Below are 21311 nucleotides of genomic sequence, written 5' to 3' on the forward strand. Positions count from 1 at the left end.
TATTTTAGTTAATCAAAAATACCACTGCTTGCTAAAAGCTGCAATACGTAAAATTAACCATTTTAAGTTCCATTTATGTCAAATATATCCGTTGAGAATCAATTATCAGCTACTTTATTAGAACAAGCATTTTCGATAGAAGAATGCAATGATATAGAAACATTCAAACAATTAGTAGCAGGTTATGTGAGCCTTGATCAGTGTGTGGCAGTATTGTCTGATTTCCAGGCAGATTGTAGTTATATTTATGCCGGTAATTTCGGGAAAGTATTTGGATTACCTTCTGAAAACTCCGTTATTGATTCTGCTTTTGAAGAGTGTATCTTTACCAAAATTCATCCGGATGATTTAATTGAACGTCATATATTAGAATTAAATTATTTTCAATACCTCAAAAGTCTGCCTTATCAGGACAGTCATAAATACAGTACATCAAGCAGGATACGAACTAAAAATACAATCGAGAACTGTGCTTATATCAACCACAGGACAATTTACTTAAAAAGTTTCAGCAACGGGAGTGTCTGGTTAGCCTTATGTCTTTATGCACCTTCAGCAGACATTCATCCCCGCTTGGGAATTGACGGTAAAATAGTGAATATTGAAACCGGTGAGGTTATTGCGATCGAAAAATACAAGCATTACCAGCAAACATTACTATCTAAAAGAGAACTGGAAATCCTGACGCATGTCGCTAAAGGAAGTAATAGTTTGCAAATTGCAACACAGCTCAATATTTCAGTTTATACTGTTCGTCGCCACAGGCAAAATATAATAGAGAAAATGAAAGTAGCCAATACCACCGAAGCTGTAAAAACGGCAATGATTATGGGAATTATTTCTATTTAAGGAAAACTATTTTTAATGGAGATTGATTCGGATACATCCGATGCTTTTGGCTTGGCTTGCTTTTATAACCATCGCCTACTGATTTAAAAAGACAAATTTAAGTAAGTAACTTTCTCTTTCCGAATAATAAGAATAAGAAACTTTTCATTCTTTGGTCAAGCGAAGAGCGCAAAATAGAAAATGCCTTGGTTATTTGTGCTTCAACAGTTTTTATGGAAACCTCAAGATGTTCTGCGATTTCGATATTGGTTAAACCTTCTTTTTTACTTAAAATAAAAACCTCTTTGCATTTTGGAGGCAGGTTTTGAATTTCTTTATTGACTACATTTATCATACGCTGCAAAGACTCTGAATCATCGTCTGAAACAATCGAATTTAAAGCATCGTAATATGATTTTTCTAAAGAGAATAAAGACTGATTTTTGCGATACAAATCTATAAATTCATTGTATACTAATTTGTACAGAAAGCTTTTTACGGCATGATCTGACTTTAATCGAGTGCGTTGTTCCCAAACTTTGATAAATACATTCTGCACAATATCCTCGGCACTATAAACATTCTTTACAAGGCTGTTTGCATATAGACAAAGTTTATGATGATACGTATCAATGAGGTAAGCATAGGCTTGTTCATCTCCGTTTCTTAGAGATTCAATTAGTACATCGTTTTGGTTGTAATCCTCGCTTTTCATGGAAACAAATATATAAATTTATAGTTTTTATGGTCTAAATCGTTAGTCTTTTCGTTAAAAATGCCTTTTTTTTCTGTTTTTCATTGAATTTTATTACAAATAGAAAACGATTTAAAATCGCAAAGATATAGTAATTTGTTTATTAATTATATGTAATTAATAGAGTTATTGTCTTTTTTGTATTGAAAGAAAAATATTTCAAATAATAAAAAAAACAGCAAAATGAAAAAAAGATTATCAAATTGTTAGGGTTTTGTTTTTTAGCTTCGTAATAATATTAAAAAAGAATAAAATGACAGAGAAAAAGTCAGAGCGACTAATTGTGAAATTTATCACAAATCAGGCAAGTCAGCAGGAAATAGAAACCTTGACTGAATGGCTGAAAGAAGAAGAAAATCAAGTTGTATTTAAGGATTTTGTAAAAACCAATTATGCAATAGATTCTGCCATGAATAACTTTGATTCTACTGAAGTAAAAAGAATACTATCAGAAAGAATTCAAAAAGAAAATAATGTTTTTTATAAAAGAAGATTTTCATCCTATTATAAATATGCGGCTATTTTAGTTTTGGCTTTAGGAAGCTTTTATTTCTATAAAAATTCAAATGCATTTCATTCAAAACAAAATGTTGTAGTGCCAAGACAAGATGAAATTGTTTTACAATTAGATAACGAATCAGTACAAACCATTGATACATCAGAAGCACGAAATGTGACTGATAAATACGGAAATATAATTGGAAAACAGGAGAAAAACAGGTTGGTGTATTCAAATAATTATTCCAATGGAGAATTGGTTTATAATACCTTGAGAATTCCATACGGTAAAAAATTCGAAGTGCAATTATCAGACGGAACCGTGGTGCATTTGAATGCCGGAACTTCATTGCGATATCCAATTCAGTTTTTGAAAAATCAAAGCCGCCAGGTTTATTTAATTGGAGAAGCTTATTTTGAAGTAGCAAAAGACAAAGCACACCCTTTTACGGTAAATACGCAAGAGGTAAATGTGGAAGTTTTAGGAACTAAGTTTAATGTGAATTCCTATACCGAAGAGGTAAGTACAGATGTCGTTTTGGTTGAAGGAAAAGTGTCACTTTACAAAGACAAAAAAGCAACCGATAATCAAGTGTATTTAACACCGGGATTAAAAGGTTCATCAGTAAGAGGACAACAAAAAATTACAACAGAAAGCGTCAATACAGATTATTATACGGCTTGGGTAAAAGGAAGTCTGGTTTTTAAAAATGCTTCATTTAATGATATTATCAAAAAACTTGAGCGTCATTATAATGTGACTTTTATCAATAAAAATAAAGTACTTGGAAGAGAAATTTTCAACGCCCGTTTTGATAATGAACCCATAGAAGTTGTTTTGAAATATTTCAGTGATAGTTATGCGATTGATTATGTGATCGATGAGGATAAGATTACTATTAAGTAGAAGGTATAATTGGGTAAGAAAATAGAATAAAGAAAATAGAATAAAGAAAATAGAATAAAGAAAATAGAATAAAGAAAATAGAATAAAGAAAATAGAATAAAGAAATATAATTTAAAATTAAAAATGCCTATGTAAAAAACGTTCAGAAAAAAATGGATCGTTATTTAAAAAAAAAACCGGAAAATGCGCCAACATTTCCCGGTAGAATAAAATGCGATCAGTTAACCTAACCAACCACAAATAAAAACATTTAAAAGTATGAAAAAAGTATTGAACAAAATCAGGTTCGACAAGCCTTTTTTGAAATTTGATTTGAAGATGAAATTGACTACATTATTTTTATTAACCACTTTGACAGTGATGCAAGCGGGAGTAAGCTACTCGCAAAAAGCAAAAATGTCATTTAATGCCAGTGATATGACCGTTGGGAAAATAATTGAAAAAATTGAATATACCACCGATTATAGATTTGTTTACAATGTAAGATCAGTTGATTTAGATCGAAAAATAGACGTCAGACTAAACGATGTATCTATAGAAACGATTCTAAATGCGATTTTTAATAATACAGGAACTGATTTTAAAATTTCAGGAACACATATTATTTTAACACCTAAAAAAGCTCCGGTAGAAAAACCAGTTGTACTGCAAAAAGTAGTAGAAGATTTTATTGTAAAAGGTAAAGTGACGGATGAAAAGGGCGTTCCATTAGTTGGTGCCGCTGTTTCAGACAATGGTTCAGGCAGAGGTGTACAGACGGACTTTAATGGAGAATTTCAAATTATTGCTGTTAGCAAAGAAACTACTTTAGCTTTTGCATATCTGGGATTTGTAAGACAAGAAATAAAAGTAGCCGGCAGAAGCGTTATTAATGTTGTCCTTAAAGAAGATACACTTGAACTAGGCGAAGTTGTGTTAACTACAGGTTATCAAAATATCTCGACAGAACAAGCCACGGGATCTTTCTCTAATTTAAAAGCAAAAGATTTTCAAGAACAGCGATTAAGTAGTTTAGACAAAATTTTAGAGGGACGTATTGTTGGATATCAGGATGGTAAAATTCGAGGTACAACCTCTATGAATGGTTTAACCACTCCATTATATGTAATTGACGGTTTCCCAATAGAGAACACAAAATATAATCAGTATTATAGTTTAGAAGAAAATCTTCCAAACTTAAATTTAGAAGATATTGAAACTATTACAGTTTTAAAAGATGCAGCAGCGTCGTCTATTTATGGTGCACGTGCAGCAAATGGTGTTGTAGTAATTACCACTAAAAAAGCCAAAGCCGGAAAAACTAATATTTCGTTTTCAAGCAATTTAACCGTAACTCCATATAGAAATTACACCGGAAATCTTACAGATGCAGGTGATATTATTGGTCTGGAAAAAGGCTGGGCAGATGCAAATCCAAGTTTAAAAGGTGCAAATGCAAGTACTTATGCAAAATCATTGTTGCAAAATGCAGTATTTACCAGTCAGGGAATGCAGACTCTTTTAAATGGTTATGCAGGAAATATTTCTCAAACGGATATGAATAATCGCTTAAATCAACTGGGCTCGCAAGGATACAGATATTATGATGATATTGCCAAATATGCAAAACGCGACCAATATTTTATTCAGCATAATGTAAGTTTAGGCAAAGCAACTGAATCGAATACTTTTAATGCTTCGTTGACTTATAAAGGAAATAAATTTGAAGACCGTTATTCTGATAATCAATCTGTTGGAATTAATTTGAAAAATTCAACTGATATTACAAGCTGGTTGTCTTTAGATTTAGGTGCTTATATCAATTATGGAGAAAGTAATACACAAACTTACGATCCTCTTACTCAGAAAGATTATAAGACTCAGATGTACAATCAATTAGTGAATAACGACGGATCAAATTTTACTTCTACAGCGGCATCCCGATACAATAATTTCACGCTTCAATCCATGAAGACTTACGGTCTTTATAACATGGATATTACGCCAATGGATGAATTAGGGCGAAATGTAAATGAGACTAAAAACTTCCTAAACAGGACTTTTGCAAAGTTTAATGTAAAATTCAGTAAAGCATTTACATACAATGCAATGTTTCAATACGAATATGGTGTAGATCGTGGTAGTTTATTGAGAGATAAAGAATCTTATAGTGTTAGATCTCAGGTAAATAGTTTGGTAACCATTTCTCCTTCAAATACTGCAGTTTATAATTTGCCATATGGTGACATTTTAAAAGAAACAAATCAATTTTCTAATGCTTACAACTTCCGTCAGCAATTAAATTTTGATCAGACTTTTAATAAAGTACACGATGTAACTGCAATTGCAGGTATGGAGATTCGTCATTCAAAAATAGAATATGGTGACAATACCCGTTATGGCTGGGATGAGCAAACCTTGTCATTTACCCCAGTAAATCAGGCAGATTTGCTAAAAGTTTACGGATCTGTTTTTGGAGGCTATATGGGATTAAATGATTTCTCTGCAAATCGTGAATTGGTAAACCGTTATGTTTCTTTTTACACAACTGGGGGTTATACTTATGATAGAAGATATTCATTAACAGGAAGTTTGCGTTGGGATCGTTCTAACCTTTGGGGAACAAACAATAAATATCAAAATAAACCAACGTGGTCTACAGGAGCAGCGTGGAATATTGATAAAGAATCATTCTTTGCAGTCGATTGGATAAACTCACTTAAACTTCGTGCTTCATATGGTATTGGAGGAAATGTTGCCAAAGATGCAGCGCCTTATTTAACAGCTTCTTATTATGCTAACCCAAATGTAGGAGGAAATCAGGGTTATGTTAATTCAAGACCAAATCCGGAATTATCCTGGGAAAAAACAACAACAACGAATATTGGTGTCGATTTTTCATTCTTCAAAAATAGATTAAGCGGAACTTTTGATGTTTACAACAAAAAAGGACAGGATTTATTAGCAAACAGTAACGGAATCCCAACAGAAGGATTTGGTTATTCTACCTATAAAATAAACAATGGAGAAATGACCAATAAAGGTGTTGAAGCTACTTTAAGAGGAACTATCGTAAAAACAGCTTTTTTCTCTTGGGATGCTTCAGTGCTATATGCCTATAATAAAAACAAAGTCGATTACGTAAAAGTTGAAGCTCCTGTTTATTATCTGCAGTTAGATGTTCCATATGCGTATCCTAAAGTTGGTAATAATTACAATACAATTTATGGTTACGAATGGGCAGGTTTAACTGATAAAGGTTTGCCTCAGGTTTATAATGCAAAAGGCGAAAAAGTAATTTATAATCCGGCAGATTTAAATGCAATTCATGATTATGGTTCAACCGTTCCTACACACAGCGGATCATTTCATACGGCTGTAAACTACAAGAATTTCTCACTTTCGGCATTGTTTATCTATGAGTTAGGACATAAAATTAGAAATACATTTTTACCAATGTTAGAGAATAATTATTCGGCTGGAATAGGTAGTTATGTAACAGATATTACAACTGTAAATAAAAATATCGAAAACCGTTGGCAAAAACCAGGCGACGAAGCTTTTACAAATATTCCTCGCGCGGTTTACGAGTACGAAGCCGATTTTACATCAGATTCTCGTGACATTTATCGTTATGCAGATATCAATATTCTTGATGCCTCAAATATCAGATTAAGCAATATTTCTCTTGCTTATAATTTGCCTTCGTCTGTTATAAAAAGAGTAAAATTACAAGATGTTCGCTTCAATCTGAATGCAGAGAATGTCTATACTTTCGCTAAAAGCAGAGATGCTAAATTCCTTTTAAATGGCTTTCAATCTCCAAGTTTAGTTTTTGGTGTAAACATTAACTTCTAATTTAAAAAAACTACACTATGAAAAATATATATATAAATATACTTTGCATTTTAGCACTAGGATTGGTTTTAGCTTCTTGCTCCAACTATTTAGATGATGCGCCAAAAGGATCTAAAATCCCAACAACATTGGCAGATTATGAAGCTTTTCTTCGCGATGAATACACCAATCAAAGCGTAGATATTGCACAAGCTTCGACTTTGATCAACGATAAGTTTATCGATATTGCAACTCTTGCAGCGCAGCGTTTGACAAAAGCCAACTATATGTGGGATGAATCTGCAGATCGTATCCAGTTAAACCAAGCAGACGAAAGACAATATTATGGACAATATGCCGGAATTTCGACCTTTAATTTGATTATTGCAAATGCTTTAACAACAACAGAAGCAACAGAAGATCAAAAAAGAGCAGTTTGGGCAGAAGCAAAAATTTTACGTGCAATGTCGTACTATAACTTAGTTAATTTTTATACAGATACTTATGTGGCTTCAACTGCAAAAACAAAATTGTCTGTGCCTTTAATTACAAGTGCCGATATTAATGCGCCAAGCAAACAAGTGACCATTCAGGAATTGTATGATTTTATTTTGAACGATGTAAAAGATGCATTGCCTTATTTACCAAAAGTTTCTCAAACAGCTTTGCATCCAAATTTAGGAGCAGGTTATGCATTTTATTCCCGCGTTTATTTGCAAATGAATAATTATACAGAAGCCTTGAAATACGCTGATTTGGCTTTGGCCGAAAATAATAAACTGTACGATTGGGTTGCTTATTACAATGCTAATAAAGCGATAATTGATATTCCTAATTCTTATACTGCAACGCCATCTCCAATGGGATATGACTATGTTGAGAATTACACATACCGTCATGGCGAAAGAACCTATTTGTCTACAGAATACAGTATTCCGGTAGAACGCGCACAACGTTTTGAAGCTGGAGATGTTCGTTTTAAATCCCGTTGGAAACTGAGAACAGTTGGTGCCGATACGTATTACAGAAGAACCTTGTCAGGAATGTTTAATTATGGCGGAATCACAACTGTAGAAGTTTATTTGATTAAAGCAGAATGTCTGGCTCGTGCAGGACAAATCAGTGATGCATTAGACGTTTTAAATAAAGTACGTAAAACGCGTATTGAACCATCTGCTTATCAGGATATTGTAACTGCAGATAAAACAGTTGCCCTAAACGCTATTTTCAAAACGAAGTATAATGAACTTATCCTGACCATTATTCCTTTTGCAGATGCACGTCGTTTAAATGCTGAAGGCACATATAAATTGAGTTTGTCAAAAACTGCTGGTGGAGTAAATTACGCATTAGCAACAGATTCTCATTTATGGACAATGCCATTTCCTCAAGGAGCTACAAAAAATCCAGGAAACGGAACTATAACTCAAAACGTAGCAAAATAAAAACTTTAAAGCTTCCTGATTAGGACTTTCGAAAAGGAAGCTTTTATTTAAAATATCAATCAAAAAAATGAATACAATTAAATTTAAAGTAATTGGATTATGCATCTGTTTATTTGCATTTTCCAACAACACTCAGGCGCAAAAGAAAAAGCCTGTAATTGCAGCGGCAACCTCTTATAATCTTGAGGGAAATATAAAAGGACTTGAAGACGGAACAACTATAAAATTAATTCCCGGAGCAACACATTCATCGGAGTCTGCAGTTGCTGAAACTACTATTAAAGACGGTAAATTTACTTTTGCAGGAAAATTAAATGAACCTCGTTTGTTTTATCTTGAGTTTGGCAAAAACAAAGGATATATTGCGATTTTAGTCGAAAATTCTAAAATAAAATTAACAGCAGATGCTGAAGTTTCAAAACAGGAAGATGAGAGAATTACTTTTAAAAACGAAGTGATTACAGGTTCTAAATCGAACGATTATTACAAAAAGCAAACTGCATTTAAAGAAGAATTAAACAAAGATTACCAAGACTATCATAAAGGAACCGAAGAGCTTTCAAAATCATATTCTAAAGCCAGGACAACAGGTGATAAAAAAGTAATGGACTCTATTGGTAATACACCAGAATGGAAAACTTTTGAAGCAAAAGAAAAAGCATTTTTCACAAAAGTACAGTCAAGTTCTGAGGATTTAATTTCCAGGCACAAAGCAACTTGGTGGGGACCTTTTTTTATGATGACCCAGTACAGTTATTTTACTCCGGATCAAAAGCCAGTTTTTGAGCAATTTTCACAAGAGGCTAAAAAGAGTTACTATGGACAATTGGTAGATAAAGATTTAAATCCAAAATCTTTAATTGGGAGCAGTATTGCCAATTTCAAACTAAACGATAAAGATGGTAAACCGCTAAGCGTAAAAGAAATTGTTGCAGAAAAAAAATACATTTTAATTGATTTTTGGGCATCGTGGTGCGCACCTTGCCGTAAAGAAATTCCAAATTTGAAAACCGCATACGCCAATTATGCTGAAAAAGGATTTGAAGTTTTGAGTATTTCCATTGATAAAGATCAAAAAGCGTGGCTTAAAGCTTTAGGGCAGGAAAATATGCAATGGCATAATCTTTTAGATGATAATAAAGTGAGTAATGCATTTAATGTTAAAACAATTCCGGCTACTTATTTAGTAGATAGTAAAGGTATTATAATAGGTGATAATTTAAGAGGTGCAGCATTAGAAGAAAAATTAAAAGAATTATTCAAATCGTAATTAGCAATTAAAAATTTAAAACACGAAGATTTACATAGCGATGTGAATTTAAAGCTATAGAAAGCCTTTTTAAGTTTTCTATAGCCAGATTACTAGGTGTTTTTAAAAAAAATCCACAGACTTTAAAAAATAAAAAAATAGCAATATGAAAAATACAATCTTTAAATCGGGTTTAGTGGCATTGGCGCTTATAACCACAATTACCTCTTGTTCTAAAAAAGAAGGTTTTACAATCAACGGTACCATTGCCGGATTAGATAAAGGAATGGTTTATCTGGAAAAGACAGATGAAAAAGGCGACAAAAAAATAACAGACTCAGCACAAATAGTAGGCGGAGCCTTTGCATTTGAAGGGAAAGCTGAAGAACCTTTGTTATATAGTATTAAATTGAAAGGACAGGAGTATGGTATTTTTCTTTTATTAGATAACGAGGAAATTAAAATCGAAGCTAAAAAAGATTCTATTTACAAAGCTAAAATTACCGGAGCGACTCAAAACGAAATTTATCGATCTTATTATGATAATGAATTCAAAGAAATACAAAAAATAGCTGGTCCGATTTATAAATTATCTGACTCATTACAACAAAATGGCAAAGTAAAATTAACTACGGAACAACAAACCATGATGGACAAAAAGTGGAAAGACCTTTCTGCTTTTGCTGATGGTTTAACAGATAAATATATCATAAAGAATAAAGATAAAATTGGCGCAGCTTTAGTAATCAGCGATCGTATTGTATCATACGGAACGCCTGAACAATTGAAAAAATACTACGCTGTTTTGTCTCCTGAGATTCAAAAATCATTTTACGGAAAACAATTAAAAGCAACAATCGATCTTAATGAGAAAACTGCAATCGGGGCAATGGCTCCTGAATTTTCGCAAATAGATGTTAACGGAAAAGAGATTAAATTATCAGATTATAAGGGGAAATATGTTCTTGTTGACTTCTGGGCAAGCTGGTGTGGACCATGCCGAAAAGAAAATCCAAACGTAGTTTTGGCTTACAAAACATATCACGAGAAAGGATTTAATGTTTTAGGAGTTTCATTGGATGATAAAAAGAAGCTTTGGGAAAAAGCAATCGAAAAAGACGGCTTAACCTGGACACACGTTTCAGACTTAAAAGGATGGAAAAATGATGTTGCCGTTTTATATGGTGTAAAACTAGTACCAACAAATTATTTGATTGGTCCTGACGGAAAAATCATAGCTAAAAACCTTAGAGAAGCAGAACTTCAATCTAAATTGAAAGAGATTTTCAGTAAATCATAATAAATCCTCAACGCATAGAAACTTAGTTTTTAGTTTAAATTAAAAATTAAAAAGAACTCTGACAAAGCATTGCTATGTTTGTTTAAACAAGTGAAGCGCTTTTTTTAGGTCTGTAATAGCTATTTTTCTATGCGTTAAAATTATTTAATCCCAATTACAAAAAATGAAAAAGTATATCTTTCTGGGCTATTGCTCACTAGCTTTCTGTACCCTAATTTCAGCGCAAAGTAAATCTGTTAACTTTAAGAAAATAAAAGAGTTAGGTGGAATTGAAGAGTATTTGTACCAGCCCAACGGGATGAATGTTTTGCTCTTGCAGGACAACGCCTCGCCGGTTGCAACGGTGCAAATTGTCTATCGTGTGGGTTCTAAAAATGAAGTTTTAGGAAACACAGGATCAACGCATCTTTTAGAGCATTTGATGTTCAAAGGAACAGCGACTTTCAACAAAAAGAAAGGAAGCAGCATTACTGATGTCCTGCAAAATACCGGAGCACAATTAAATGCTACAACCTGGTACGATCGTACCAACTATTTTGAAACCCTGCCAAGTGATAAAATTGGTTTAGCGTTACAAATTGAAGCAGACAGAATGCGAAATTCGTTATTATTAAAAGAAGATAAAGAAGCTGAAATGACAGTGGTCCGTAACGAATTCGAGCGTGGCGAAAACGACCCGAACAGTTTGTTAGATAAGGAAATCTGGGCAGCAGCTTATATTGCGCATCCGTACCATCATTCGACCATTGGATGGAAATCAGATATAGAAAAAGCACCAATCGAAGTATTACGTAATTTCTACAATACCTATTATTGGCCTGATAATGCAACTTTAACTATTATTGGAGATTTCAAAAAAGAAAATATATTCGAATTAATCGAGCAGTATTTCGGTAAAATTACCAAAGCACCAAAGGTTATACCACAGCCGTATACAGAAGAGCCTCAGCAATATGGGCCTCGTAAAATAGTGGTGAAAAAAAACGGAGAATTAGGTGTTGTGAACAAAGCCTATAAAATTCCCGGAGCTTTGCATGAAGATTTACCGGCTTTGAATATTTTAGGCGAAATCATTGGTTCCGGACCATCAGCGATTTTAAATAAAATCTTTGTAGATACCCGTTTGGGAATTTACACTTATGCGAGTGCTACAAATTTTAAAGAAGTTGGACTCTTTACAATTGGAGTTGGTTTTCCAACCACTTCTAAACATGAAGATATTGACACGAAAATAAGCGAAGTGGTCGCTAAAATTCAGAAAGAAGGCGTGACTCAGGATGAGGTAAATCGTGTTGTGGCCAAAATCAGCGCACAAACTATTTTAGCTCGTGACGGTTCGGGAGTTATTGCATCTGAATTGAACGAAGCCATTGCGGCCGGAGATTGGACGGATTATATTACAGGAGTAGAGAGATTGAAGAAAGTTACTCCTGCAGATGTTTTGCGTGTCGCTCAAAAATATTTAGTTGAAGACCAAAGTACGACCGGGTATTTTATTCCCAAGCAAGCTGGTGCACAAAATAAAGATGCGGCTCAAGCCAATAACTTTATGCCTGAAAATGGACCTTTTTATTACAGAGATCCAAAACACGGAGACGATCACCAAGAAACTGCTGAATCCATTTCATCAGAACAAACAAATAGTAAGAAAGTAATAGTAGGCGAGAATGTAATCGAAAAAACAGCTTCGGGGTATAAAAGAGAAAAAGTAGCAGGAATTGATGTGGTTTCAGTTAAAACTTCGGCTAAGGATTTCGTGACCGTTGCAGCAAGTATTTCATTAGGAAACTATGCAAACGAAACAAAAAACACAATCATTTCGTCATTAACGGCATCTCTGTTATCTAAAGGAACAACACTTAATGACAAGTTTAAATTCTCTGAAAAACTACAAAAATTAGGCGTAAACATCAATATAGGTGCTTCAAATACAAAAATCAATATTGGTTTTAAGTGTTTGAAAAAAGATCTGGATCAGGTAATTATTCTTTTAGCAGAAGAATTACGTTCACCATTATTTGATACAAAAGAATTTGAGAATTTAAAGCAACAATTCATCGGAAACACACAACAAAGTTTAAATGATCCAAACGAGAGAGGAAGTATTGCTTTGTCGCAGGCTATTTATCCAAAAGCAAATCCAAATTACAGTTTGAGTGTTGAAGAAGATTTAGCCAACATTAAAAATGCAACTCTGGATGAGGTTAAAGCTTTTCATAAAAAATACTTTGGACCGGCATCGATGCACTTGGTAATTGTGGGAGATACTGAAGGAGCGAACTTAAAGGCATCCTTAGAGAAATCATTCAAAAACTGGAGCGGTGGAGTTGTAGAAAACATGAAGATTGAAGAAGCTGTGAAATCGTCCTCAAAAACAGAAGTCATTACCATTGCTGAAAAACCAAGCGCCGAATTATTCATCGGACAATACACAGGTTTAAAAAGAGCAGATGCGGATTATATTCCGTTTTATATTGCCAATTATACTTTAGGTGCTGGTTTTGCTGGCCGTTTGATGCAGACGGTTCGTGATAATGATGGTTTAACTTATAATATTTCATCCGGTTTGGGAGGCAATATTGCGACTGGAGGTTATTGGTTTGTTAATGCATCATTTAATCCAACTTTATTTCAAAAAGGATTGGATGCCACTATGGTTCAGGTTAAAAAATGGGTAAATGACGGAATAACTTTAGAGGAATTAGAAAACAAGAAAACCAATTTAATTGGAAGTTTTAAAGTTGGAATGTCTACTACAAACGGAATGACCAGAACGATTTTAAGTTTTGTAGAAAGAGGTTTGGAACCAAATTATATAGAACAATATCCAAGAGATATAGAAAAAGCAACACTTGAACAAGTTAATAATGCGATTAAAAAATACATTCAGCTGGATAAAATGATTGTTATAAAAGCTGGTTCACTTGATAAGGACGGTAATCCTTTACAATAAATTTTAATAGTCGTCTTTCATCATTTTTATTTGGAATTGAATTAGTTATTATTTCTGTGAAAGACCTTAAAGAGCTGTTTGCCGACAGCTCTTTTTTTAAAATATCAAATCAAAAAAAATGAAAAATATCATAATTACCATAATGCTGCTGGTGAGTGTCAGCATGTTTGGACAAATGTATAATCCAGTTAAATGGACAACTTCTGTAGAAAAAATTACAGAAAAAGAATATCTGCTTAAAGCGGAAGCCAAGATACAATCAGGTTGGCATTTATATGGGCAATATATTGAAGAAGGCGGACCATCGCCAACAGCTTTTACTTTTAAAAATGAAAAGAAAAACTTTGAATTAGTAGGTAAAACAACTGAGGAAAAGGGACATGAAGTAGTGGATAAAATCTTCAATATGAAAATTAAATATTTTGAAGATAAAGCAATTTTCACGCAAAAAATAAAACTTAATTCAGAGAGTAGTGCAAACATTTCTGCTGAGGTTGAATTTATGGTTTGTGATGACAGTAATTGTTTGCCGCCCTCATCAGAAGAATTATCATTTAAATTCCCAAATGCAAAACAAATGGGTTCCGCTGAAGTAAATGCTGTTCCAAAAGATTCATTAAAAGAGGAGAAAGTAATTGTTGCTACGGAAAAAAAAGCAGAAATAGAAGCTGGAAACCCAATCAAAAAAAATGAATCAAGAGGATTGCTGAGCATCTTTATAATTGCTTTTTTATCTGGTTTTGCGGCTTTGTTGACACCTTGTGTTTTCCCGATGATTCCAATGACAGTAAGTTATTTTACAAAGCAAAGCAAAACCAAGACTGCCGGAATTAGAAATGCTTTGATTTACGGATTTTCAATCATAATTATTTACGTTTTATTGGGATCGATTGTAACAGCTATTTTTGGTGCTGATTCCTTAAATGCCTTGTCAACAAACATTTGGTTCAATTTGATATTCTTTGTTTTATTGGTTGTATTTGCTTGTTCTTTTTTAGGTGCATTCGAAATTATGCTGCCAAATGCATTGGCAAACAAAGTTGATTCACAAGCAGACAGAGGAGGGTTGATTGGAATTTTCTTTATGGCTTTGGCTTTGGCAATTGTTTCGTTTTCTTGTACCGGACCTATTGTGGGGACTTTATTGGTTGAAGCTGCTTCAAAAGGAGGTATTGCACCAATTGTTGGAATGTTAGGATTTTCAACCGCGATTGCATTACCATTTTCTTTATTTGCCGCTTTTCCTGGCTGGTTAAATGCGCTTCCAAAATCTGGTGGCTGGTTGAATACTGTAAAAGTCGTTTTAGGATTTTTAGAATTGGCTTTAGCGTTTAAATTTTTATCTAATGCTGATTTGGTTTTGCAATTACATTGGTTGGAAAGAGAAGTTTTCTTAACGATTTGGATTGCTGTTTTCGGAACATTGGCTTTTTATTTATTCGGAAAAATTACATTGCCGCATGACTCTCCTTTAAATCACATTTCAGTTGGAAGACTCAGTTTTGGCTTGTTGGTTTTGAGTTTTACGATTTATTTGATTCCGGGATTATGGGGCGCACCTTTAAAATTAATCAGCGGATTTGCCCCACCAATGCAATACAGTGAATCGCCTTACGGTGTTGGTTTTTCCAAGAATTCCGGAACAGGAAGCGTGTCGGTTTTGCCTGAAGGAGCTGAATTTGGGCCGCAGGATATCATCACTTTCCACGATTATGATAAAGGAATGGAATTCGCTAAAAAAATGGGAAAACCAGTTTTATTAGACTTTACCGGATATGCTTGTGTGAATTGTCGAAAAATGGAAGAATTGGTTTGGTCGGATCCAAAAATTTTGGGAGTTTTAAAAAATGATGTGGTTTTGATTTCATTATATGTAGATGACAAAAAAGACTTGCCTGAAAAGGAGCAATATGTTTCTGAAACAACAGGTAAAAAGATTAAGACCATTGGGAACAAATGGAGCGATTTACAAATCAAAACCTACAAAGCCAACGCTCAGCCATTTTATGTAATTGTAGATCATAACAGCACTAATTTGGCAGAACCCTCTGCTTATAATCCGGATATTGAGAACTATTACAATTGGTTGAATTCGGGAATCAGGAATTTTAAAAAATAAGTTTTTTAAAAAGAGAACAATGGAAACTATTTTAGATAAAACAAAAGTAACGCAATTGGAGCAGTATTTTTCTAAATTTAGAGCAAATACAATTGGTGTTAATCATACATTTGAATCGGTTTACGGAAAGCAAAAATTATTATACGCAGATTGGATTGCCAGCGGAAGATTATACCATCCGATCGAAGATATTATGCTCCATAAAATAGGACCGATGATTGCCAATACGCATTCGTTTTCAAGCGAAACAGGCAAAGCTTCTACTTATGGGTATCAACATGCAAGAGACCTGATTAAAAAGCATGTAAATGCTAATGAACAGGATTGTCTGGTTACAACCGGAACAGGAATGACAGCTGCTTTATCAAAACTACAGCGTATTATGGGACTTCGTTCTCTGGATAATATTTACAATATAAAGCTGAAATTTGATGATGAAAGACCGGTAGTTTTTATTACCCATATGGAGCATCATTCCAATCAGGTTCCTTGGTATGAAACCATTGCCGATGTAGTGGTTTTGCCAGCTGATAAAAACAATTTGGCTGATCCGAAGATATTGTCACAAGAACTTAAAAAATACACGAATCGAAGTTTGAAAATTGGCTCATTTACGGCTTGTTCCAATGTGACTGGAATTATTACACCCTATCACGAATTGGCTAAAATAATGCACCAACATGAAGGGTATTGTTTTGTTGATTTTGCTGCTTCGGCGCCTTATGTTTCTATTGATATGCATCCCAAGGATCCAGAGGAAAAATTAGATGCGATTTTCTTTTCTCCACATAAATTTTTGGGAGGTCCGGGAACTTGTGGTGTTTTGGTTTTTAATGAAAAATTGTACCAGTCTAATTTTCCTGATAATCCCGGAGGAGGAAATGTAAAATGTACAAATCCTTGGGGAGGTTATCATTACAGTGATGCTATCGAAATAAAAGAAGATGGTGGTACTCCTGGTTTTTTGCAAGTGATGAGAACGGCTCTATGTTTAGAATTAAAAGAGCAAATGGGTATTGAAAACATGAAAAACAGAGAAAAAGAACTCTTAGGGCTTTGTTATTCAGAACTTCAAAAGATTGAAGGTTTATCTCTTTTAGGAGATTTAAATACCGAGAGAATTGGCTGCGTTTCTTTTACCATTGAAAATATACATTACAATTTAATCGTCCGGATTTTAAACGATCGTTTCGGAATTCAGGTCCGTGGGGGCTGGTCATGTGCTAGTACCTATGCGCATTATTTGTTTGAGATTGATCAAGAAAAATCGGCTACCATTACAAAGGGAATTCTTGAGAAGAATTTAACTGATAAACCTGGCTGGGTGCGTATATCATTACATCCAACAATGACCAATGAAGAACTTTTGTTTATTTGTGATGCAATACAAAAAGTAGCTTCTTCTTATCAAGAATGGCAAGAGGCATATCAGTATAATCGATCTAATAATGAATTTGAAAGTATTCATAAAGAGAGTTCGATAGCTGAGCAGGTAAAATTTTGGTTTTGTTTAGATTAATGCACTTAATTTAGAGCTATTTTGTTCTGGACTCCATAACTTAGAAACCTTCAAAGTCGCATGATTTTGGAGGTTTTTTTTAGTTTGAAAACTAAAGCTATCTTTTTATAACCTTGATAAACTCTTAAACTAACCGGATTAAAAACTATTAAGTTTTACAGCTAAACTTTTTAAATCTTGTTCAAGAGAACGGACGGTTGCCTGTAGTTCATTTAGCATATTAGCTCTTGAATGTAAATCATCCGCAGTATAGATTCCGCCGTCATCAAAAAAAAGCTTTTGCGTTTCAGCATCCATTTTTCCGTCAAAATTGTATTGCAACCACCTGTTTTTTATACTTTCCTGCAGGTCATTTTCTCCGGAATTACTAAATTGTTTTTCGTTTAGAATGGTCCAGATTGAGTTAGGATATGCCTGGTTTGAATTATCATTGTACCAAATATTACCTAAGAGGTTCCTTTGAAGTTTTAGATCAATTTTTTTACCTTTTGGAGAAATAGTCAACGCTCCCAATCCAGCACTTAGCAATCCGCCACTCACCCCAATGATATTACTGGCATTATTGTTTTTTATCAAAACGGTTGCCACAGTAGTCAGCGCTCCTAAAGTAACTGAAGCTACTGTTAGATTTTTTGTCTTTTTATTATTGATGTTGTCAATAAAATCAGCTAATTTATTGATGCGTTCACCATTACAGTCTAATTCTGAGGCTAATGCATTTATTTCTATGCTCGTAAGTATTAGGCGGTCAGTAATTTTTTGTTTTAAAACTAACCTTTTTAAGGTATCTTTTTTTATTTGAAGATACTCCGCTAAATAAGTTTCAAGTCCAATAGCTTTGCTCACTAAGATATCATGCTTTGATAAATTGGTTTCTAAAATACTATCTTGTTTGGGAACTTTATGTTCTGAATTTTTAAGTTGAGAATAATCATACTGAATGGTTGGCTGACAATAATTATTTGTCAAATAATCAATTTTTGTACTCTTTAAAACCGTTGAGCATGAAGAAATAAGTATTAATATCATCATTAATGCAGTAAATATTTTCAGTCGCTTCATGTTGATTTTTTTTCGACATTATAATTTATTACCTCAATTTACTTACTTAATAAAAGTTAGGCTTATTTATAGCAGAATGTTTTCAGCTAAACGAAAATACAAATTAAAATTCTAATTATTTATGTTTTAGTAAGCTTTGCCGAAGGAGATAAAAACATTCTTGCCTATATTTTATTTCCTTTTTGAAGAAATATTGCACCTTCCTGAATTCTGAGCCTTGCCTATTTGTAAATCTTCATATAACTACTAGTTTCCAAAGTCATCTTATTTTGTTTTTAAGAATGCTTTATGAATAAAAATACTTGTAAATTTTTATTGATGATATTTTTTTTATATTAAAAAAATATCAAATTACTATTTTAACCATCTTTTTTTTCGAATTTACCCCCTTCCATATATTGTGACCCTACTTTACTTTGTATTTAAGTTGTGAATATTTTTTTGTTAAATATAATGTCAGCTTAATTCAAATAGATTTATCTATACCTATTTATAATCCTATTACATTTTACTAACTAAACCAATAAAACCTATGAAAAAACCTTATGATTAATTGTGAAAATAGATGATGCATAAAAGAATCCCGACTAATTTTTGATAAGTTTTTCAAATTAGTGTCAGCCTTTGAATATTGTAAAGGCCTTTGCCTGACTTACGTGCATGCGAAAAGGTAGATTTTTTACATAATGCCTCACAAGAGAATTCAGAAATTAATTTAACAATTTAAACTATTTTATTTCAATGAAAAAAAGATTTGTAATAATGTTTGGTATTATTTTATCTGCCTGCTCTACAGACGACAAAGCAGTTGATCAGGTAAGTGCAATGGAGAAAACCTCTGATGTAGTACAAAGTGGTAGTTCTTCTGCCAAGGTTGGAGCAGCGTCGATTGCCGGACTGAATTGGGCAGACGGGCGAGATAATTTTGTAGACGGCTGGGTTATTCCATCAGGTTTAGAAGCGGGTGATAGTTATGCTACAGTTGCGGCAAAAACAGATGCAATATTAAATGGCTTTACTAGTAAGATAAGTGGAGTAAATACCATACGTATCCCAATTAATCCACCTTCAGTTTCAGAGAGTTGGTGGGCTAGTTATCAAGGAGTGATAGATAAAGCAACCAGTAAGGGCTGGAAAGTAATAATTGCCTGTTGGGAGTCTTCATCATCAAAAGATGGTATGATCGACAATAGCACAGCTTTTTGGAATATGTGGACTACTGTTGTAAATAAATATCAAGATAATGCGAATGTATATTTTGAACCATTCAACGAGCCTCATGGTTACACTTTAGCACAATTAACAACTATTTATGCTCAGTTTCTTTCTACTTATCCGAATGTTCCAAAAGGGCGAATAATCTTGGGCGGAACAGGATATTCGGAAAATGTTACCGGAGTTGGAGCAGATAGTCGTTTTAATGGCTGTTTACTGGGATTACACAATTATGCTTATTGGGCAACCAGAACAGTTACCCAATGGAGAGCCGACTGGCGCAGCCGAATAGGAAGTTATGGTAGTCGTACAGTGATAACTGAATTTGGAGCTACAATGAACTCTGGCAAAGATTATCAAAATGGTAATCAGTCTGATAATGAAATTGCCTATATAGTTGCTACCAGTGATGTATGTAGAACAGACAATATTGCCAGTGTATATTGGCCTGGTTTGAGAGATGGAGATTCTTATAGCTTATTTACCAGAGGAGGAAGCGGAACAAATATTACAATTAATACGGTTAATAATTCTGGTGTATTTCGTATAAGATACGGCTGGGGGGAGAATTAATCGAAGTCTATTTTAATTTAAGAAAGTCAGTAAGCAATAAAATGGCCGGAATTTCGTCCGGTCATTTTATCTTTATTTAATTGCATTTTGAAGATCAGGGTTGCCTGACGAGTATAGAATCTTTAAGATCTTTTGAGTTGCTGAACGAGTTAATTCGCTTGGTATTGTAATATTGATTCAAGAGAAACGACAATAACTGTTTGAATGTAATACCGCAACAAAAGAGGTAGTTCTTTGATACAAAAGAATAACATAGCACAACGAGATTTTAGCGAGGTTTGCCTATACAATTTTTTATTGCATGAAGAGTTGCGTTTAAGTTTAGTTTGCTTTTAAAACTAGGGAGCCTGATAGTCTCCCTGGTTTTTCTTTTTTTTTAACAACACAACAAAGAACTATAATTATTAATCGTGACAAAACAGAATACGCCGAAGATTTGACTTTTGCAGGACCTTTTAAAAAATCAAATTTGATAAGTTTTGATTAAATAAAAAAGCATGGTAGGATTTATATAGAAAGTAAAACTTTAGAATAAGATAGATGACAACAGAATTTTGGATAGAGAAGGGATGGGGGGAATCAATTGATAATGCGACAGTCGAAGATGTTAAGTTTGCTATTGAAGAAATAATTAGAATAGAGGATGAATATGGTACTTTCTGGGTTGGCCATACAGAGAAGGAATACGTTCTAAAGATTCATAAAAACTTAGATTTGTTTTTCATTTACGGAAAAAATCAAGATAAGCAAATGCAAATTAAACTTGGGAATTGGGATGAATTTGTACATTTTTTTAAGAGGTATTATGCTAAGGATTTCGTAGGGTTAAAAAAAGAAATAAAATTGATATTATTATCAAATAGTCGGCTGGATATGGAAACAAAACTCGAAGACTGAGTAAAGAGGTACTATCTGGTTATTGTCATGTCTCTTAAATTAGCAACTATTAATTTTTTGTAGAAAAAAAGGTATCCACTCCAGTTATCCTAAATTCTAAAAAGAGAAATTACCAGAAGTAAAAGATGTTTTTTTAAATAATTTACGTTACATCTTATTTACTTTAATGATTAAAA

13 protein-coding genes are annotated in these 21311 nt (G+C 33.5%); 11 read left to right on the forward strand and 2 right to left on the reverse strand.

Translation table 11 applies throughout. The annotated features are described in order from the left end of the window. The first annotated feature begins 75 nt into the window (after nt 1-75). Complete coding sequence (locus CHB81_RS03075; RefSeq protein WP_089350422.1) at nt 76-849, forward strand: response regulator transcription factor; 774 nt, start codon at nt 76-78, stop codon at nt 847-849. A gap of 97 nt (nt 850-946) precedes the next feature. On the opposite strand, the gene CHB81_RS03080 is transcribed toward CHB81_RS03075, so the two are convergent. Continuing rightward, the gene (locus tag CHB81_RS03080) at nt 947-1543 is read right to left on the reverse strand and encodes an RNA polymerase sigma factor (protein ID WP_089350423.1); all 597 of its coding nucleotides are present in this window, start codon (nt 1541-1543) and stop codon (nt 947-949) included. Between the two features lie 292 nt (nt 1544-1835). On the opposite strand from CHB81_RS03080, the gene CHB81_RS03085 reads away from it, so the two are divergent. From CHB81_RS03085 to CHB81_RS03125, 8 genes are all read left to right on the forward strand, one after another. Then, entirely contained in the window at nt 1836-2987 is a 1152-nt protein-coding gene (locus tag CHB81_RS03085) for a FecR family protein (RefSeq protein WP_089350424.1), read from the forward strand. Nucleotides 2988-3245: 258 nt separating this feature from the next. Then, the gene (locus CHB81_RS03095) at nt 3246-6824 is read left to right on the forward strand and encodes a SusC/RagA family TonB-linked outer membrane protein (RefSeq protein ID WP_089350425.1); all 3579 of its coding nucleotides are present in this window, start codon (nt 3246-3248) and stop codon (nt 6822-6824) included. Between the two features lie 17 nt (nt 6825-6841). Next, the gene (locus CHB81_RS03100; protein ID WP_089350426.1) at nt 6842-8248 is read left to right on the forward strand and encodes a RagB/SusD family nutrient uptake outer membrane protein; all 1407 of its coding nucleotides are present in this window, start codon (nt 6842-6844) and stop codon (nt 8246-8248) included. 67 nt (nt 8249-8315) lie between these two features. Next, the gene (locus CHB81_RS03105; protein ID WP_089350427.1) at nt 8316-9518 is read left to right on the forward strand and encodes a TlpA disulfide reductase family protein; all 1203 of its coding nucleotides are present in this window, start codon (nt 8316-8318) and stop codon (nt 9516-9518) included. 145 nt (nt 9519-9663) lie between these two features. Then, nucleotides 9664-10797 carry a TlpA disulfide reductase family protein gene (locus tag CHB81_RS03110; RefSeq protein WP_089350428.1) on the forward strand — a complete coding sequence of 378 codons (1134 nt, stop codon included), beginning with the start codon at nt 9664-9666 and terminating at the stop codon, nt 10795-10797. 163 nt (nt 10798-10960) lie between these two features. Next, complete coding sequence (locus CHB81_RS03115; protein ID WP_089350429.1) at nt 10961-13750, forward strand: pitrilysin family protein; 2790 nt, start codon at nt 10961-10963, stop codon at nt 13748-13750. A 118-nt stretch (nt 13751-13868) separates the two neighbouring features. Next, complete coding sequence (locus tag CHB81_RS03120) at nt 13869-15869, forward strand: cytochrome c biogenesis protein CcdA (protein ID WP_089350430.1); 2001 nt, start codon at nt 13869-13871, stop codon at nt 15867-15869. 19 nt (nt 15870-15888) lie between these two features. Beyond that, nucleotides 15889-17388 carry an aminotransferase class V-fold PLP-dependent enzyme gene (locus CHB81_RS03125; protein WP_089350431.1) on the forward strand — a complete coding sequence of 500 codons (1500 nt, stop codon included), beginning with the start codon at nt 15889-15891 and terminating at the stop codon, nt 17386-17388. Between the two features lie 138 nt (nt 17389-17526). Here the strand turns inward: CHB81_RS03125 and CHB81_RS03130 are convergent, their stop codons facing one another. After that, entirely contained in the window at nt 17527-18450 is a 924-nt protein-coding gene (locus CHB81_RS03130) for a hypothetical protein (RefSeq protein WP_089350432.1), read from the reverse strand. Nucleotides 18451-19191: 741 nt separating this feature from the next. Between CHB81_RS03130 and CHB81_RS03135 the strand changes: the two genes are divergently transcribed. Together CHB81_RS03135 and CHB81_RS03140 are read left to right on the forward strand one after the other, a co-directional pair. Beyond that, nucleotides 19192-20238, forward strand: a complete 1047-nt coding sequence (locus tag CHB81_RS03135) for a cellulase family glycosylhydrolase (protein WP_217899709.1) — start codon at nt 19192-19194, stop codon at nt 20236-20238. A gap of 540 nt (nt 20239-20778) precedes the next feature. Continuing rightward, nucleotides 20779-21135: a hypothetical protein gene (locus CHB81_RS03140; protein WP_089350434.1), complete on the forward strand. Its 357-nt coding sequence runs from the start codon at nt 20779-20781 to the stop codon at nt 21133-21135. Nucleotides 21136-21311: the final 176 nt, after the last annotated feature.

The organism is Flavobacterium sp. ov086 (genome assembly GCF_900187965.1).
Taxonomy (GTDB): domain Bacteria; phylum Bacteroidota; class Bacteroidia; order Flavobacteriales; family Flavobacteriaceae; genus Flavobacterium.

Excerpts from the sequence above, each read along its gene's own strand:
- CHB81_RS03115 (WP_089350429.1), top strand. The coding sequence starts at position 10,961 with ATGAAAAAGTATATCTTTCTGGGCTATTGCTCACTAGCTTTCTGTACC.
- CHB81_RS03125 (WP_089350431.1), top strand. The coding sequence starts at position 15,889 with ATGGAAACTATTTTAGATAAAACAAAAGTAACGCAATTGGAGCAGTAT.
- CHB81_RS03085 (WP_089350424.1), top strand. The coding sequence starts at position 1,836 with ATGACAGAGAAAAAGTCAGAGCGACTAATTGTGAAATTTATCACAAAT.
- CHB81_RS03110 (WP_089350428.1), top strand. The coding sequence starts at position 9,664 with ATGAAAAATACAATCTTTAAATCGGGTTTAGTGGCATTGGCGCTTATA.
- CHB81_RS03105 (WP_089350427.1), top strand. The coding sequence starts at position 8,316 with ATGAATACAATTAAATTTAAAGTAATTGGATTATGCATCTGTTTATTT.
- CHB81_RS03120 (WP_089350430.1), top strand. The coding sequence starts at position 13,869 with ATGAAAAATATCATAATTACCATAATGCTGCTGGTGAGTGTCAGCATG.
- CHB81_RS03135 (WP_217899709.1), top strand. The coding sequence starts at position 19,192 with ATGAAAAAAAGATTTGTAATAATGTTTGGTATTATTTTATCTGCCTGC.
- CHB81_RS03100 (WP_089350426.1), top strand. The coding sequence starts at position 6,842 with ATGAAAAATATATATATAAATATACTTTGCATTTTAGCACTAGGATTG.
- CHB81_RS03080 (WP_089350423.1), bottom strand. The coding sequence starts at position 1,543 with ATGAAAAGCGAGGATTACAACCAAAACGATGTACTAATTGAATCTCTA.
- CHB81_RS03095 (WP_089350425.1), top strand. The coding sequence starts at position 3,246 with ATGAAAAAAGTATTGAACAAAATCAGGTTCGACAAGCCTTTTTTGAAA.
- CHB81_RS03075 (WP_089350422.1), top strand. The coding sequence starts at position 76 with ATGTCAAATATATCCGTTGAGAATCAATTATCAGCTACTTTATTAGAA.
- CHB81_RS03130 (WP_089350432.1), bottom strand. The coding sequence starts at position 18,450 with ATGAAGCGACTGAAAATATTTACTGCATTAATGATGATATTAATACTT.
- CHB81_RS03140 (WP_089350434.1), top strand. The coding sequence starts at position 20,779 with ATGACAACAGAATTTTGGATAGAGAAGGGATGGGGGGAATCAATTGAT.